This is a genomic window from Porphyromonas pogonae, assembly GCF_036320655.1.
In the GTDB taxonomy this organism is placed as follows: domain Bacteria; phylum Bacteroidota; class Bacteroidia; order Bacteroidales; family Porphyromonadaceae; genus Porphyromonas; species Porphyromonas pogonae.
Map to the genome: position 1 here is coordinate 1,848,386 of NZ_CP143258.1, position 17,669 is coordinate 1,866,054.

11 protein-coding genes and 2 pseudogenes are annotated in these 17,669 nt (G+C 37.5%); 9 read left to right on the plus strand and 4 right to left on the minus strand.

The window, feature by feature from the left end:
• Positions 1-171 precede the first annotated feature (171 nt).
• Both holA and VYJ22_RS07325 read right to left on the minus strand, forming a co-directional pair.
• Positions 172-1,173, minus strand: a complete 1,002-nt coding sequence (gene holA / locus VYJ22_RS07320) for a DNA polymerase III subunit delta (protein WP_329903264.1) — start codon at positions 1,171-1,173, stop codon at positions 172-174.
• Positions 1,174-1,233: 60 nt separating this feature from the next.
• Positions 1,234-2,010, minus strand: a complete 777-nt coding sequence (locus VYJ22_RS07325) for an AMP nucleosidase (RefSeq protein ID WP_329903265.1) — start codon at positions 2,008-2,010, stop codon at positions 1,234-1,236.
• 47 nt (positions 2,011-2,057) lie between these two features.
• On the opposite strand from VYJ22_RS07325, the gene VYJ22_RS07330 reads away from it, so the two are divergent.
• The 5 genes from VYJ22_RS07330 to VYJ22_RS07350 all read left to right on the plus strand — a co-directional run bounded on the left by VYJ22_RS07330 (position 2,058) and on the right by VYJ22_RS07350 (position 9,182).
• A complete protein-coding gene (locus VYJ22_RS07330) occupies positions 2,058-2,519 on the plus strand; it encodes a type I restriction enzyme HsdR N-terminal domain-containing protein (RefSeq protein ID WP_329903267.1) in 462 nt (153 codons plus the stop codon).
• A gap of 21 nt (positions 2,520-2,540) precedes the next feature.
• Positions 2,541-3,458 carry an ABC transporter ATP-binding protein gene (locus VYJ22_RS07335; protein WP_329903268.1) on the plus strand — a complete coding sequence of 306 codons (918 nt, stop codon included), beginning with the start codon at positions 2,541-2,543 and terminating at the stop codon, positions 3,456-3,458.
• On the plus strand, positions 3,451-4,776 hold the full coding sequence (locus VYJ22_RS07340) for an ABC transporter permease (RefSeq protein ID WP_329903269.1): 1,326 nt from the start codon (positions 3,451-3,453) through the stop codon (positions 4,774-4,776). The genes VYJ22_RS07335 and VYJ22_RS07340 overlap by 8 nt, the downstream gene beginning before the upstream one ends.
• Positions 4,777-5,256: 480 nt before the next feature.
• A complete protein-coding gene (locus tag VYJ22_RS07345; protein ID WP_329903271.1) occupies positions 5,257-6,606 on the plus strand; it encodes an IS4 family transposase in 1,350 nt (449 codons plus the stop codon).
• A gap of 902 nt (positions 6,607-7,508) precedes the next feature.
• On the plus strand, positions 7,509-9,182 hold the full coding sequence (locus tag VYJ22_RS07350; RefSeq protein WP_329903272.1) for a metallophosphoesterase family protein: 1,674 nt from the start codon (positions 7,509-7,511) through the stop codon (positions 9,180-9,182).
• Positions 9,183-9,202: 20 nt separating this feature from the next.
• On the opposite strand, the gene VYJ22_RS07355 is transcribed toward VYJ22_RS07350, so the two are convergent.
• Together VYJ22_RS07355 and VYJ22_RS07360 are read right to left on the minus strand one after the other, a co-directional pair.
• Entirely contained in the window at positions 9,203-12,211 is a 3,009-nt protein-coding gene (locus tag VYJ22_RS07355; protein ID WP_329903274.1) for a PD-(D/E)XK nuclease family protein, read from the minus strand.
• A gap of 29 nt (positions 12,212-12,240) precedes the next feature.
• On the minus strand, positions 12,241-13,110 hold the full coding sequence (locus tag VYJ22_RS07360; protein WP_329903276.1) for a tetratricopeptide repeat protein: 870 nt from the start codon (positions 13,108-13,110) through the stop codon (positions 12,241-12,243).
• A gap of 95 nt (positions 13,111-13,205) precedes the next feature.
• Between VYJ22_RS07360 and VYJ22_RS07365 the strand changes: the two genes are divergently transcribed.
• The 4 genes and pseudogenes from VYJ22_RS07365 to VYJ22_RS07380 all read left to right on the plus strand — a co-directional run.
• Positions 13,206-14,186 (plus strand): mechanosensitive ion channel family protein, encoded by a 981-nt coding sequence (locus tag VYJ22_RS07365; protein WP_329903277.1) that lies wholly within the window; start codon positions 13,206-13,208, stop codon positions 14,184-14,186.
• Between the two features lie 8 nt (positions 14,187-14,194).
• Positions 14,195-16,213, plus strand: coding sequence for an excinuclease ABC subunit UvrB (gene uvrB / locus VYJ22_RS07370; RefSeq protein ID WP_329903278.1), 2,019 nt, complete (start codon positions 14,195-14,197; stop codon positions 16,211-16,213).
• Positions 16,214-16,272: 59 nt separating this feature from the next.
• A pseudogene (locus tag VYJ22_RS07375) lies at positions 16,273-16,437 on the plus strand (IS5/IS1182 family transposase); the annotation flags it as partial.
• A gap of 206 nt (positions 16,438-16,643) precedes the next feature.
• Positions 16,644-17,177 (plus strand): annotated as a pseudogene (locus VYJ22_RS07380) (IS982 family transposase); the annotation flags it as partial.
• Between the last annotated feature and the right edge of the window lie 492 nt (positions 17,178-17,669).

Genomic DNA, 17,669 nt, shown 5'->3' on the forward strand with positions numbered 1-17,669 from the left:
CAAAATAAAATACCCAATAATAGGTATACGTAAAAGAGGAATTCGGATATATTTCACTTTATTAGGTACAATCTAAGGTGAGTACCTTTGGATTATTTTTGATTATAAAGCCAAATAGCACTTTCTCAAAACGTTGAAGGATTGCCGGGAAAATATAGAAGATATAAACAACTATCTGAAAATAACGGCAAGTAATTCTTTCATGATATCTGCATTGGATGCATTAGAGTCTATTCCTTTAGATGCGGCATCTGACAGTCTGATTTGTCTGATTATATTAAACACATGTCCTAAACTGTAAAACCTCATTCCGGTAATATAATCTCTTACTTGAAACTTATTCCTGAAGCCAAGCATGCTCATGATTGTTTGTTCATCTTTGCGAGGGGGATATAGCACAATCAGGAGGTTGGTAAAGTAGTTAAACAACACTGCCAATGTAGACTGTATCGGATTGGCTTGTTCATTCTTAGCAAAATGTGACGCAATGAGATAAGCTTTACTTACATCTTTTTCTATCACAGCTTTGAGAAACTCAAAATTGTTGAAATCCTTACTTATACCAATATTACGTTCTATAAGTTCTGAGGTAATCACTTTATCATTATTGCCCAGTGAAATAGCCAATTTGTCCAGTTCCGAGGATATCTTTTCCAGATCATTTCCCAGAAAATCTGCCAGCATATTGGCACTTCGAGGGTCTATCATAAGATTCTTTCCTGCAGCCATAGAACTTATGGTATCAGGAATTTTATAATCGGGTATTTTTACCGACTCAAATACACTCCCCAATTCTTCTCCTATTTTATATAGAGCCTTTCTTTTGTCCGGCTTTTTCTTGATGCATAGTACAAGTATGGTGGTGGTAGGTATGGATTCAATATATTTAGCTATAGTATCTACATCTTTTACTTGTTGGGCTTCATGTACTACAACGAGTTGGTAATCTGACATCATGGGGAAGCGCATGGCTTCATTGATGATATCTTTGGCCGATACGCTATCTCCATAAAGGATTGTTTGATTGAAATCTTTCTCAGCTTCAGAGATCACCAATGTTTCAAAATATTCACAAAGCTTATCAATGTAGTAAGGCTCTTCCCCCACAAGTAAATACAGCTTACTGAAATTGCGCTTTTTGAGACTTCTTATAACTTGCTCGTAAGTAATCATAGTCAATAATATATAATGTAAACAATAGCCCTCTGATTAGATGGGATAAATTATGAATTATCACCAAGAAAACTTAATATGCTTCACGGTGGATTTATTCTCTTTTATCTTGTTCAGAGCATCCACTCCCAGCATCAAGTGCTCTTCAGCGAATTGTTTGGTTACGGCCATATCGCTCTTTTCGGTTTTGACTCCGTCAGGATCCATGGGTTTGTCTGATATCATCAATAGAGCTCCTGTAGGTATTTTGTTGGCAAAACCAACCATTAGTAAAGTTGCCGTTTCCATATCTATACCGGTAGCATGAGTCTTACGCAAATAGTCTTTGAAAGCATCATCGTGCTCCCATACCCTTCTGTTTGTGGTATAAACAGTACCTGTCCAATAATCCCGGCCTTTTTCATGAATGGAAGAAGAAATTGCACGCAATAAGCTGAATGCTGGGAGTGAAGGAATTTCAGGAGCAAAATAATCATTCGATGTCCCCTCTCCACGTATTGCAGCAATAGGCAAAAGGTAGTCACCCAAGGAAGGCGTATTTTTGAGACCACCGCATTTCCCTAAGAACAAGACCGCTTTAGGCTTTATGGCTGATAGTAAATCCATAATCGTAGCAGCATTGGGACTTCCCATCCCAAAGTTGATAATGGTTATATCTTTAGCAATAGCTGTTTTCATTACAGTACCTTGTCCCATAACCGGTACATCAAAATGCCTTGCGAAAGTTTCCACATAATCCGTAAAATTGGTAAGTAATATATACGGAGTGAATTCTTCAAGCGTTCTGTGCGTATAACGTGGTAGCCAGTTTTTGACAATCTCTTCTTTTGTTCTCATAAATTGTAACTATATTTGCCTTTAAAGGTATAGTTCCACAAAGATAGATGATTCAGCTAAATCTCCCGTCTTTCCCCTATAAGTTAAAGACGGAAAAAGAAAAGATTTTCATACACGACTCCATACGTAAAAAGTTTGTTAGGCTTACTCCGGAAGAGTGGGTACGTCAGCATTTCGTTCATTATCTTTTGGCTCATCTGGGATATCCGGCAGGATTGACCATGAATGAGGCTACCATACAAGTTGCGACCTTGAAAAAAAGATGTGATACTGTAATATACTCCAAGACTTTGGCTCCTATGGTATTAGTGGAGTATAAGTCTCCACAGGTGGCACTCTCACAGAAAACTATTGACCAGATCATGCGTTACAATATTACTCTCCGTGTACCTTATTTATATGTAAGTAATGGTCTGGATCATGTTGCATGTCACATTGATTATAGCAATAATTCTTATTCTTTTTTGGAACATATTCCCTCTTACAATGAAATTGTCGAATCAATATAATTACTTATAAACAAATTAATTATGGCATTTTTAGAGATACGTCATGTCTCCAAACATTATGCTCAACACACAGCTCTGGATGATGTGAGTCTAAGCATTGATCGAGGCAAAGTATTTGGCTTACTTGGCCCCAATGGTGCCGGCAAAACATCATTGATACGCATTATCAATAGAATCACAGCACCCGACACTGGAGAGGTGTTGATGGATGGCGGTCACATTATGCAGAAGGATGTAGAGAAAATAGGTTATCTGCCGGAAGAAAGAGGCTTGTACAGAAAAATGAAAGTAGGAGAGCACGCAATCTATTTGGCTAGACTCAAGGGAATTCCTCGCGCAGAAGCAGTGGAGCGTCTCAAAACTTGGTTTGAGAAATTTGATATCATGCCTTGGTGGGATAAGAAAGTAGAGGAGTTATCTAAGGGTATGCAGCAAAAAGTACAGTTTGTATGTACTGTAATACATGATCCGGATCTACTTATCTTTGACGAGCCGTTTAGCGGATTTGACCCTGTCAATGCCGACTTACTCAAAAATGAAATATTAGAGCTTAGAGATAAAGGTAAAACTGTAATTTTCTCTACCCATAATATGCAATCGGTAGAAGAAGTATGTGATCACATAGCTCTTATCAATAAATCCAGAGTAGTGCTCAAAGGAGCTGTTGCCGATATACGCCAAGCCAACAAAACGGATATCGTGAATATTTCTTATGAAGGGACATTGGCAGCAGAAAGCTTGGCTCACTTTAATATCCTCTCTATCAATACAAGTGGGACAGGAGGTTATCTGAGAATCCAAAAGGATAAACATCAGTCAAATCGCAATATTCTTAATGCTCTCCCTTTGGATATCATCATTACATCTTTCAATGAAGAGATACCCAGTATGCATGATATTTTTGTCAACACCGTAAAAAACAACTTGACTCATGAGTAAAATAGGAATCATCATCAATAGGGAGTATATGGTAAGGGTGCGGAAGAAATCGTTTCTCCTTACTACCTTGATTGCTCCCGTATTCTTTGTTGTCATTATAGCTTTGCCCATATTACTAGCGACCTTGGGTGGTGACAAACAGCAGGTCGCTGTCATTGACCGCACAGGTGAGTATCTGCCATTGCTCAAAGACACGGACAACTATACTTTCGTCAAAACAAACAAATCAATAGATGAGCTTCGTAAAGGCGAAATGGGTGATAGCATAACTGCTGTACTGGAAATACGACAAGATTTGCTAGAAGACAGGCAGGCTATCAGTCTATATTCCTTCAAGCAGTTACCTTCCGGTCTGGAAGAGTATATCAATAAAACTCTTTCTGACTACCTCTCGGATAAGAAATTGAGTTCTTATAATATAGAAGGTCTCAAAGACATTGTACGTGACAGTAAGATTAATATCAAGACTAGTACATATAAGTGGGGAGAGAACGGTGCCGAGAATAAAACGTCCGGTGGGGTAGCCAGCATGATAGGCATAGCCTTGACAATGATGAGTTATATGTTTATCATGATGTATGGATCCATGGTGCTACAAGGTGTCTTGGAAGAAAAGAAAAGCCGTATCATGGAAGTTATGGTTTCTTCTGTAAAACCCTTTGATATGATGATGGGTAAGATCATAGGTATAGGTCTTGTAGGTATCACCCAATTGGCTATTTGGGCTGTACTTACATGGATACTCTTTATCATAGCTCAGTTTACATTACTGGGAAGCTTGTATGATGCGAGCACTATTGCTTCTTTACAAGCAAGCCAAGTAAATGGATTGGCAGCCGGATTCTCCGCAGATGATTTCAGTGATATGAAAGAAGTATTCAGCATTATCCAAGGGATCAATTTTGGAGAGATCATTACGCTATTTATTATCTTCTTTATCGGAGGATATCTATTATACTCTTCTATTTTTGCAGCTATAGGCTCTGCTGTTTCCAGTGATGAAGATACTAACCAACTTATGGTGCCTGTGACTATACTAATGGTATTTTCATTTTATGCAGGATTTGCATCAATGAACAATCCTGAAGGACCTCTAGCCTTTTGGTGTTCACTCATTCCATTTACTTCACCTATCGTAATGATGGTGAGATTACCCTATGATGTGCCTATATGGCAAGAGATATTGAGTGTTATCCTCCTTTTTGCAACATTTGTAGGTGTTACTTGGATCGGGGCTAAGATCTATCGTGTAGGGGTTCTTATGTATGGCAAGAAGCCTTCTCTCAAGGAGATGTGGAAGTGGACAAAATATAAATAACCGATTTTCTGACATAATTAAGCTGCTGCAGTTTTTCTTCGGCAGCTTTTTTATTTTGAGATATTAGACCGATAAAATTATAAAGGGGAGATGCCTTAATATTTATAAGAGTTTTAACTCTATGTTTTAGACAAACAAGATTTGTAGTACATCATGTTGTATAGAGCTATTTAGAAGTTTCAATTATTATCAAGATTTCCAAACATAAACATTTAGGAATAATTATTTGCTGAAAATTTCATGGTAATTGATAATAATGATTTAATGCTCGTTTTTAGGTGATATGGTAAAATAAATCTATCGCTACCTCTTGACAAAGCTAATCTATACACATATCTCAACGATTTAACATACTTTTATTCAATTTATTGCATTGTATCCTCGTTGTTTTTTTCGTATCTTTATATATGTAACTTAACATTTTCAGGCGTCATAAAAGATGCACGTATCGCTAAGCGATTATATTTCGTCTTGGCAGCAATGACACGTCGTGTGGACGGGGTCATGAACAGTTGTTTTAAGAATCATGCAGAAAGGCAGGGGGCTTATCGACTCCTAAATAATAAAAGATGGAAAATGGATCAGTTTTTGGACTGCGTTACCGCAAATAGCGCACAATGTTGCAAAGATCTTAAGCATGTGCTTTGCATTCAGGATACTACAGAGTTTACTTTTGATAATATCAGTGGCCGATTAAACCCTAATGACGAAGATTATGGGTATGGAACCAACAAGAGTTCGGAGTACAGCATCTTTGCTCATCCTTGCTTGCTCTTTGACCCTGAGACGGAAACCCCTATGGGTTATAGTTCGATTGAGTTGTATAACAGAGATCGCAAAGACGCACGCCAGAAGAAACAGCTGCGTAAAAAAATTGGATTTAATGAGAAAGAATCGTCTCGTTGGGCTGCATCGGCTAAAATGGCAAACGCGAATTTGCCAGAAAATTTACGTAAAACCATGGTGGGTGATCGTGAGAATGATATCTACACCGTCATGAGTAAGACGTTGGAAGAAGGATGTGATTTTCTGATTCGCTCCATTCACAATCGGCTTCTCGAGGGAGATTCAAAATCTAAAAAAGAACGTATCATCGAATGGTTGGATAAACAACCGGTTAGTTTCAGTTGCACATCCCAGATCACTAGGCAAAATAGGCGTAAACCTCGCAAGGCGTTGTTCGACGTCAAATATGCACCAGTCACTTTCGGCAACACAGGTAATGGTAAAGACGATGTTTCAAAGAGTATTAGCTGCCACTACGTTCATGTCAGAGAAGATGCCGGTAGCGTTCCCGAGGGTGAAAAGCCTATCGAATGGCGTTTGCTCACCTCGCACGAAGTAAAGAGTAAGGAAGATGCACTCCGGATTATACAGTGGTACAAGTATCGATGGCATATCGAAGAAGTCTTTAGATTAATGAAAACCAAAGGCTTGGGTATTACCTCTGCCCAATTAGAAAACGGTATGGCGATGAAAAAGCTTATGGCAATGGGGTTCTATGTTGTGCTAAAGTGTATGACTCTAAAGAAAAAATATGACACTGCCAATGAGAGCGTTTCATGTAATCGACTCTTTACAGAGGAAGAGTGCGAGATGCTGCATCTAGAGATGGAAATGCTACATAAAGAGTCTCCTCGATCAAAAGATGGGAATAATCCTTTTCGGGAAGATTCGTTAGCTTGGGCTTCGTGGATAATAGCCCGACTGGGATCATGGAAAGCTTATGTAAAATCTGGCGGACCTCCAGGATATAATACCATATGCAAAGGTCTAAAGGTTTTCCATGAGCACCTCACTGTACTATCTTTCATGAAACAAAAAAATTAAAAGATGTGTATAAAGATTAGCTTGACAAAGGGGGGTGTGATGTTGTATCTTTGTTGACATATGACAATAATATTTTATAGCCATACAATGAAAGCTCGTATAAATAGCATACATCAAACCAATACCGATAATAACTTATTTACCGGCATATCATATGTACTTATAAATATTGTTGAACTTACATTTTGTCAGATCGGTTCGAGAAAGATAAAATATCATTTTGTCAAAATATAAAAAGATATAACTTTTAATAAACAAAGAGCCGTAAGGAGTTTTTTTATAAGCTCTTTACGGCTTTTTTGTTTGTGTATTAAGACAGGCATTTTTCTAACTAAGTAGTGATATTTTCTTAACCAGACAATTCAATCTTCTTAGTTAGAAAAATATAAAAGCGTAGTTAAGAAAATATCACTACTTAGTTAGAAAAATATTGAGAGACAATTGTCCCATATATGAAATCCTATTATCTTGTGATTGACCTGTTCGGCGTTATCTATATGTCATTTATTAAGCATTAAGTATTCCATTGTGATTTTTAATTCGAGCAATATGTATTCATTTGACATTTTAGGAGCTTCAGGGTTTGTCAAATTATATCACTCGGAAGATTTGATAAAGGTGAGATGTGTCGGAAGTATTCAATTTGGTGTCCTTGCCTGCCGACAAAAAAATTACAGAAAAGCAATAATTAACAGCGTAGTTTTCACTTACATATTTTCTTTTGATGTAAAACTTATGGGCACTCTGGCTCGTTTATTCATTATAAATAATAATATTTTAATACTCTTAATATGAACAGTTATCCCAGAATTCTTTACTTGTTATTAACCGTAGGAATTCTATCTTCATCACATAGCATCTTTGCTCAAGAAAATACGACTCATCAGTCAGGAACTAAAGAAATGAGAATAAATCTTTTTAAGCAGAAATTCTCAGATCAGGAAGATGTAAAAATAAACTATAAGAATATAGACTCCCAGGGTGAGATCCGATTGTATCGTGAGCAAGGTGCATTCCCTCTAAAATTATCAGATACGATACGGGGAAATTCAGGATCCTTAAATCTTGGGAAGTTAAGCGCAGGCGAATATAGTGTGAAGTATTACATTGGGAATGTAGCATCACCTATATCCATTAAGTTCGAAGTAGAGCCGTCACCTTTTGTTTTAGAACCGGGAGATATAAAAATGGCAATATTTTCTGACCCGCATGTGATGGCTCACGAAATAATCAAGAAAGAGGGTAGTCTTTCAGAACGAGAATTACGCTCGGACAGAAAACTCCTTAGAGAAAGTGAGGATATCTTGGATGCTGTATTAAACGATATTAAGCAACAGAAACCTCGGTTAATACTCATCCCCGGTGACCTAACGAAGGATGGAGAGCTAATATCTCACAAAAGGATTATAGAAAAGTTGGAACCTCTGAGAAAAAGTGGAATCCCAATCTTAGTAATTCCCGGTAATCATGATATCAATGATCCCAATGCAGCCATATTTGATGGAGATAGTAAAGAGCAGACCCCGACTGTATCACCTCAAGAATTTGCTTCTCTATATGCACACTACGGATATGAATCAGCCTTGGTAAAAGATAAAAATTCATTGAGTTATATAGCGGAACCTATCAAAGATCTCGTCATTGTAGGTCTTGACGGTAATTTATATAAAGAAAATTTATTTACCTCCAAGGGGGATAGTCGTAACCTCAATAATTCAGGAGGCAGATTGAACGACTCTACTTTGAAATGGCTTGATCTTGAATTGGGCAAACTGGATAAGGATAAAACTATATTTGTGATGATACATCACAATGTGATAGAGCACTTTGCACATCAAGCACAATATCTTCCGTTATATGTGCTCAAAAACAATGACGCTTTGATTGATATTCTATTTAAGCATCATGTTAAACTTTTGTTTACAGGTCACTTCCATGCCTGCGATGTGGCAGTGCTCAAAAGTAATGAGGGAAAAGTCTTGTATGAGATTGAGACGGGATCTACTATAACTTATCCTTGCCCATACAGATTGTTAAATTATAGTCCGAACAGAGGGCTTATAGCGTATCAGACACGCCTTGTACGGGATACCCCGATGAGATATTCTCCTTCCCGCACTCTACCTTTCCAGGAGCAAATTTATAAATCACTCACCGAAACAATGCCACAAATAATCGAATGGCAAGTCATCAATATGTTTGACAAAATTAAACAGAGAATGGCAACAGATGCAGAGGTGGCTCAGTTTTCGCAAGATGATGTGAGTAAAATAGCCCGTATATTCAAACAGAATTTAGGCGGATTGGCCGTAAAACTTATTCTCACACATTATGAGGGTAACGAGCATCTTTTATATATCCCCAACATTGAAACTGATATAGAACAAGCTATTCAAAAAAGTGTAAAGGAATATTTTCCTCAAAACAGCGATGCATACTTTGGTCTCATAATGCAAAGACTGAAAAACTCGAAAACCTACATGCAAGCTATGGAGGCACTGCATTCCATGCTCGATAATAGGCCTAATAAAGATGCGCGTGTACTTGATGATCTCAATGGTATTATTCGATTCTAACTCAAAATAGGATCGGGATTTTACTGCACCCGTCCACAACTTAGAGCAAACGGGCAAAAAGCACAATAATCAGTATCGTCCGTTTGCTCAAAATCAATATTGGGGTTGAATATTTCATCAAGTATTGTTTGTACTTCACCCAGATAAATATCCCTGATATGTTTATAATCATCGAGTTCCTCAGGTTTTTCACCGAGAGAAAGAGGAACGGATAGATATCCATTATATAATTCCTTTTGCTTAATCATATCCCTGAGATTATAAATACAAGGTTTTATGGGTGATTTTATATTCAATTTTATATTTTCCGGAGTCATATTTTCCTTCCCTGTGAGCATAAGCTCGCAATATAGAAGAGTCTGAGCAATGGCTTTGGGTTGGTTCTTAGTTTTTGGAGGATGCATCGATATCATCTCCCAATCTCTTAGTTTATAATCATCTTTTCCCGTCTTATAATCTACTATTCTTATAGTTCCGTTAATTTCATCAATACGATCAATAGTTCCTTTGGTTCTGAGCATTTTACCATCGGACATTTGAATGAGGCCGTGAAACTTCTTTTCTCCTGCAATATATCTTATAGGACATAAGCTCATATCATATAATAATACCGCACGTACGTATCTCGTGATCATCTTGCAGTATAGCTTGCCCAGCCCTCCTATATCTTTCCTGTCAGGTCTATTTAAATACTCTGATTTATATGCGTCCGTTACAGTGCGATTTATGGTAGTATTACCTTTTGTCAATAAACCACTGATAAAATCGGAAGTTATCATTCCTCCATCTTCAAAAGACATATAAATATCTTGCATAGCCTTGTGTACTACTGAACCAAATTCAGCCGCATCCATGAGAATTTCAGGAGCTTCTGCTTCAAATAAATTCTCAATAGCTTCGTAATAGAATTTGAGAGGACAGCTAACGTAAGTATTCAATCTACTCGGAGCAAGCTCCCTATCAATACAAAACCTGTGGAGCGAAGCCAATATTTCCGGAGTTTTCTTTATTCTGATGATAGGGGCAGGAGGGAAATAAGTATTGAGTTTTATAGTTGTGTCTATAACATTTTTATTATATAAGAACTGAAGTTGTCTGATATATCGGCTCTCTTCTCCTTGGCCATTGCCCTGTCCGTTGGCATCGTGCAAAAGATAGATATTCTCAGCATTACTGAGCAATCGATAAAAATTATAGGCTGCAGTAGCATCTTGGATATCACCTGTAGGCAAACTATATCCATTACGTAAGGTATAAGGTATAAGTGTAGAATTGACTGATAATTTTGGCAACACTCCTTCCTTGGCCGAAAGCACGATGATGTTTTTGAAGTTTAATGCTCTTGTCTCTAACATACCCATAACTTGAAGTCCTTTTAAAGGCTCGCCTTCGAAAGGAATTGTAAATCGGCTCGCTAAACCTTCCAATAATCCCACAGTAGTATCCGTCAGTGGAGACATATGGTAATGATTCAAGAGATCTATAAGGCGACGTACAAGAGAAGCATAGTGAAATATGAACTCTGTATCAAAAGCCGTAAGACCATTATCCAACTGTTCATCTTCCGGCATAGAATTTCCCACTGAACCAGGTTCTCGTGATTTTGGATCATCACTATTTTCATTCACCAATAGATATAGAATTTCTAAAAGGGAAGATAGCAAATCCTCAGAGCTTGATATCTTTCGGAAGAGCAGTGTCAATAATGGGTCATCTGCCGAAGCAGCTTGGAGTTCTGAAAGAATTAAGAAATAACTTTTTTGTTCTCTTATAAGCCGTACAAGTCGACTTGAATCTTGAGATTTATCAGCGATAAGCCTCATATTCAGTAAATCTAACACCTGATCGGCCGGATAGTGAAATGTATTATTAAACTTTTTGAGAGAACGCACCATTCGCATCCATTTATCTACAAATATTGCTACAGGTGTTCTGTTCAAAGGATAACCCATAGTAATATTGAGCTTCTCATATGTAGGTGGTATAGCCGAAACTACAGGCATCAGTAGTTTTTCATCCGGAAGTATAATGGCTGTATATAATAAATCATCTTCAGGAATATCTTGATCAGCAAGAAACTGCAATAATACCGACGGTAATACTTTTGCCTGAGCTATGGTTCCTCCGCATTTCACAACTTTTATAGCCGTATCGAACTCTCCGCACTGAGAAATCCAAGATCCTTTGACTTGTCCTAAGAGATTCTTATTACGTTCCAATATTCTCTTTGCAGTATGCTTATGATCGGAAAGAACCAAAGCATTTTCATCCCAACAGAACTCAGCACAATCAGCTTTCTTCAATCGTCGCAATATTACCTCTTCTGATCTGGAGAATGCAAACAAGCCTACAAAAATATTTCTTTTGTATTTGATCCGACTCAGGATATCCTCATCATGAGCCAATTCGTTATATATCTTACCTTCATAAGCCGCATTTTTTACATCGAGAATTTTGTTGAAGGTTTTATATAGTGGAAGAAGTTTTTCCCAAAATTCAATGAAATTCTCTTGATAGTCTTCATCTCCATCATTATTGTTGAGGTATTCCACACTCTTTAGTCTTGGACTTAGATTCTTCCAGAACGATTTTATGGCATCAATCTGATCTTGTGTCAAATGAGACAAATCGTCATCAAGAGCTTTATATTCAGCGAGATTATTAAAAAGTAATTTAGGGTTTATAAGGTACCTGTCGATCTCATCGAAGTCATCCAAAATAATATTACCCCAGTAAAGAAACTCATCAAAAGAAGAAGGCTGGTCAACACATTCGCAATAAGCTGAATATAGATCAAAAAGGAGCTCAGTCTTGTCCAACACCTTCCTGTACCCCGCTGCCAGACCAATAATAAAATCATTGATTGTGGTAATGGCGGGTGCAAAAAAAGGTTTCTCCGATAATTCTCCTAAATATTTCCTAAAGAAGAGCCCGGCTCTACGAGACGGGAAAATAAACCTGATATTACTGATAGAAGTACCAAGTTCGTTGAAATAATCTTTTGCTACAAGTTTTAAGAATGGTTCCATGAAGAAGTCCCTAAGGTGGATAGGAGAATTTATTGTATTTGTGGAATTGCTACTTTGGGATCTATTTTACGTGCTACTTCAAAATCTTTGGCTGCACTTTTCTTATCGCCAAGTTTTAAGTTGATTTCACCTCTGAGAATATACAATGTAGGAGAAACTTTGTTTCCCGACAAATCAAAAGCTTTGTTTACATCTCGCAAGGCAAAGCCATTCATATTTCTAGCAAAGTACATACGGGCTCTTCCTTCGTATACTTCAGAATTGTCCGATAATTTACTTATCAAATAGGCATACAATCGCTCTGCTGCATCATAGTTACCTCTCATTGTTTCAAGCCAAGCATATCCCATCCTGGCTCTCAATGAATTATCGTTGTTTTTGATGATTTCGTTGAGGTCTATCTCTGCAGATGTGTATTTCTTATTGGCCATATATAACATAGCTCTTTGGTAAAGATATACTTCATTTTTTGGAGCTCTGGAAATGAGAATACTATAATCAGAAATAGCCTCCGTATCCATTCCCATCTTGGCATAGAGCAAGGCTCTATTATGTCTTATCGTTTGTTCTTCTGGCATAAGAGACAAAGCCTTTGAATAAGTATTTATAGCTTCTTTTTCTTTACCTTCGAGTTGTTGTATCCCTGCTATATTATTCATTAACATAGAGTTGAAAGGATTATCAGGCTGTAGATTTATCGCTTCTTGTAAAAACTTTTCGGCAAGATTATATTCTCCCTTATTTCCGGCTTCAAAACTTTTCTCGATCAAAGCTTTGTAGGGATCATTTTGTAAGCTGTCCTGGGTATTCTGTGCGAAACAACCAAACATACCGCACTTAAAAACAGTTAGAAAAATAAGGACTGTTTTATGCGAAAGAAAATGTTTTATAATTTGCATACTGTATATATTTGCATTCTTATCGAGCGTTTATCTGTAAAAAGATACAGCCTTTGATAATATAATTTAGCTATAAAGATATAAAGAAACATCATATGAAATTTTCATTATTAAACTTACCTGCCGTTGCGATTGACTCTGCCGATATCAAGAAATCAGATTCTTTGTTGAATCAAGTGAGTAAACCTCTTTTTGAAGACGGTTTCAATTTCAAAGCTTTTTCTTTTGACTGGCTTGCAGGCTTGCTGAATTTTGGTATCAAAGTTATTATTGCTATTATCTTATTCGTTATAGGGCGCTATCTTATTACTTTAGCCGTAAGAGCTAATGAAAGACTCCTCAACCGTAAAAAACTTGACCCCATGGTAGCAAGTCTTCTGGGCTCTATTATTGTAGTAACGCTATATGTAATTCTTTTCTTGCTCATTGCTAATATATTGGGATATCAACCCGTTTCATTTGCTGCTATTTTGGCTTCTGTGGGTTTGGCAATAGGGATGGCTCTGAGTGGCCAATTGCAAAATCTGGCGGGTGGAGTAATAATTCTAGTCACAAAACCATTCAGAATAGGTGATTTCATTGAGTCTCAGTCTGTGACAGGTACGGTAAAGGAAGTTACTTTCTTCCATACTCGCATACTTACACTTGACAATAAAGTTGTATTTGTGCCCAATGGCAGTCTGAGTAGTGGTATCGTTACCAATTACTCACTCAATGATACAAGAAGAAATGAGTGGACTTTCGGTGTAGAGTATAATGAGAATTTCGATAAAGTAAAATCTGTGCTTGAAGGGCTCATTGCTGCAGACAAGAGGATACTCAAAGATCCTGCGCCAAAGATTGTGCTCAATAAGCTTAATGACAGCTCTGTAGATATCATAGTAAGAGCATGGTCCAAATCGGAAGACTTATGGGAAGTATACTGGTCATTCAATGAAAGAGTATACAGTGAGTTTAATAAAAAAGGAATATCATTTCCATTTCCTCAACTTACGGTACATTATGCAGATAAGGCTCCTAGTCCTGATCGCACGAAAGATAAAATTGATAATTTCTCGTCCAATTTCGATTTATAATATTTATCATGGACTACAAACTCACGTCCCGATTTAAACCGACCGGAGATCAGCCTGAAGCTATAAAGGAATTGATTGACGGAATAAATAACGGTCAGAATTATCAAACCCTCTTAGGCGTTACGGGATCGGGCAAAACATTTACTATTGCCAACGTAATAGCACAACTGGGGCGACCAGCATTGGTTTTGAGTCACAACAAAACTCTTGCAGCACAACTTTATGGTGAATTCAAAGCTTTTTTTCCACAAAATGCGGTGGAGTATTTTGTATCATACTATGATTATTACCAACCCGAAGCTTACATTGCTACGACCGATACGTATATAGAAAAAGATATGGCAATCAATGCTGAAATAGAGAAACTCCGACTTAGAGCTACAGCATCATTGCTTTCCGGAAGAAAAGATGTGATTGTGGTTTCTTCAGTATCTTGCTTATACGGTATGGCAAATCCGGATGCATTTGCTGAGAAAGTAATCAGCCTGAGAGCCGGCCAACGCTTGTCTCGGGAACTGCTCATCAAATATCTGGTTGAGAGTTATTACATCAACAATAAAATAGGTTTTGAGAGTGGTAATTTCAGAGTCAAAGGCGATACGGTAGATATATTTCCGGCTATTGAAGGTTATGATGGTGTAGCATATAGGGTGGAATTTTGGGATGATGAAGTGGATAGGATATCAAACTTTGATCCTCAGACGGGACACGAATTTGGTTCTCTTGACGAACTACAAATATATCCTGCCAATTTATTTGTTACCACACAGGAACAGGTAAACAATGCCGTAGGTATGATTGATGTAGATTTGGGTACGAGAGTGAATGAGTTGGAGCAGGTGGGTAAAGAATTTGAAGCTAAAAGATTATACGAACGTGTAACTTATGACTTGGAAATGATACGAGAGATAGGTTATTGCTCCGGAATTGAGAATTATTCAAGGTATTTCGATGGTCGTAAGGCAGGCGAGCGTCCTTTCTGCTTATTGGACTATTTCCCAAAAGACTACCTTCTTATTATAGATGAAAGCCATGTGACAATACCCCAAATTCATGCGATGTATGGAGGTGATCGCTCACGTAAGCTAAATCTGGTAGAGTATGGCTTTAGGCTTCCTGCTGCCTTAGATAACAGACCTCTTACTTTTGAAGAATTTGAAAGCCTTACACCTCGTACTATATACATCAGTGCTACTCCTGCCAACTATGAGTTGGAAAGAAGTGAAGGTGTGGTAGTAGAGCAACTTATCAGACCTACAGGGCTTCTTGATCCTATTATTGAGATCAGACCTACGGCTCATCAGGTAGATGATTTAGAAGAAGAGATTGTCAAATGTAAAGACAAAAACCAGCGAGTGCTTGTTACAACTCTGACTAAACGAATGGCTGAAGAACTCACTGAATATCTAATACGACATAAGATAGCGTGTAGTTATATCCACAGTGATGTAGACACGTTGGAGCGTGTGCGTATAATGGAAGATCTTAGGAAAGGCGTATATGATGTCCTTGTAGGGGTAAATTTGCTGAGGGAGGGACTTGACCTTCCTGAAGTATCCTTAGTCGCAATATTGGATGCTGATAAGGAGGGTTTCTTGAGATCTCATCGATCACTTACTCAAACAGCGGGTAGAGCAGCAAGGCATGTTGAGGGACATGTAATATTCTATGCTGATAAAGTGACTGAAAGTATGAGGCTTACTATGGATGAGACATTACGGCGACGAGAAAAACAGATGGCTTACAACATAGAACATAATATTACACCCAAACAGATTGTCAAAAATAGTGAAGCTATTTGGTCTAAAGATGATATTCCGGAAGTGGAAGAGGGTGCATATATAGAGCCATTAATATCGACAGCAGCAGATCCTATTACAGGTTATTTATCAAAAGACAAACTTACCGAACTGCTCGAAATTACGAGAAAAGAAATGTTTGCTGCAGCTAAAGAACTTGATTTCATAGAGGCTGCACGTCTGAAAAATGAACTGGCACAATTGGAAAAGAAAATAAAAGGAGAATAAACACTCACTCACAATCTTTTCGAAGGTTAAAGATTGTGAGTGTTAGTAGCCATTGATAGCACCCTTTGCATAAACTCTCTCCCAAGATTAATTGGTCAGTTTTTGAAGAAGCATTCACTCCTCTTTATTGCTTGGACAATGGTTGTCCGGCTAACCCGATCCGTTTGATGTGTGGTTTGCTTATTCTCAAATATTTGCGCAATATATCTGATGAGTCCGTTGTGTAACAATGGAGTGTTTTAAAGCTTGCTGCCCCCCTCCTTTTATTATTCTATACCAGAAAAATATATAGCTATTCCAAAACAAAACTTTCAAGTTACGCTTGTTTGAAGCCGAACCAGCATTGCCGGTACGGCTATCATCAATAGTGGATTTGAAGCTCTAAAAGGTTTTTCTAAGATATGGCATCCCATAAATGATTTTTTACTGAGTCAAGCGGGCACACGGGCTTAGGACCATGAAAGGATGGGCCCAAAAGGGCAAATGCAGTATGGGATGGTTCTATGGTTTCAAACTACATATTGTGATTAACGACCGAGGTGAAATCATTCAATATCAAATCACACCGGGGAATACGGATGACCGTGCTCCACTTAAAGGCGGAACCTTCACGAAGAAACTTTTCGGCAAACTTGTTGGCGACAGAGGATACATCTCACAAAGTCTTTTCGATAAGCTCTTCATTGACGACATACACATGATTACGAAGATAAAGAAAAACATGAAAAACACACTGATGAGCCTGTATGATAGGATATTACTCAGAAAAAGAGCACTTGTGGAAACCGTTAATGACCTACTCAAAAACGTTTGTCAAATAGAGCATACACGACATAGAAGCGTCAATAATTTCGCCATTAATTTGATTGCCGGCATAATTGCCTACAATCTGCTACCCAAAAAGCCGGAATTAAACCTAGAAATCATACACAATCCATCAACCCTCTTAGTACACCACGCTTAGACCGAACTCACGTTAATAAAACCTTACAGTAGGGTAAGAGTGGCTATTTAACATAAACAGGCTTCCTATTTTGATTTTTAGGATAATCTAGATTTAGGTGCCAAAGTTGATAATTTCCTGATTTAAAAATTTAGATATGTGTGATATATATAAATAATCAGGAGAGATAATCATATAAATAACGCTCTGAGAATTCAAAATTTATTTTTATCTGTAGAGTATACCGTAAAACAGCAGAATAATTGTATTAATCAAATAGAGTAGGGGGACTCTCCGACAAAATGACATAAAATAAAAAAGCAATATATTGTAGTAAATAAGAAAAATAAGATTTATATTTGTAAACGTAAAAACACTTGGATTTTTACTACTATTTATTGTGAACATTATTTGATTAACAGTGTTTATTTACTGTAATAAAATTACATCCATAAATATAAATACACATAAGCGGGGGAAATTAATACACTGTGTAATAATGCTGATTATGAG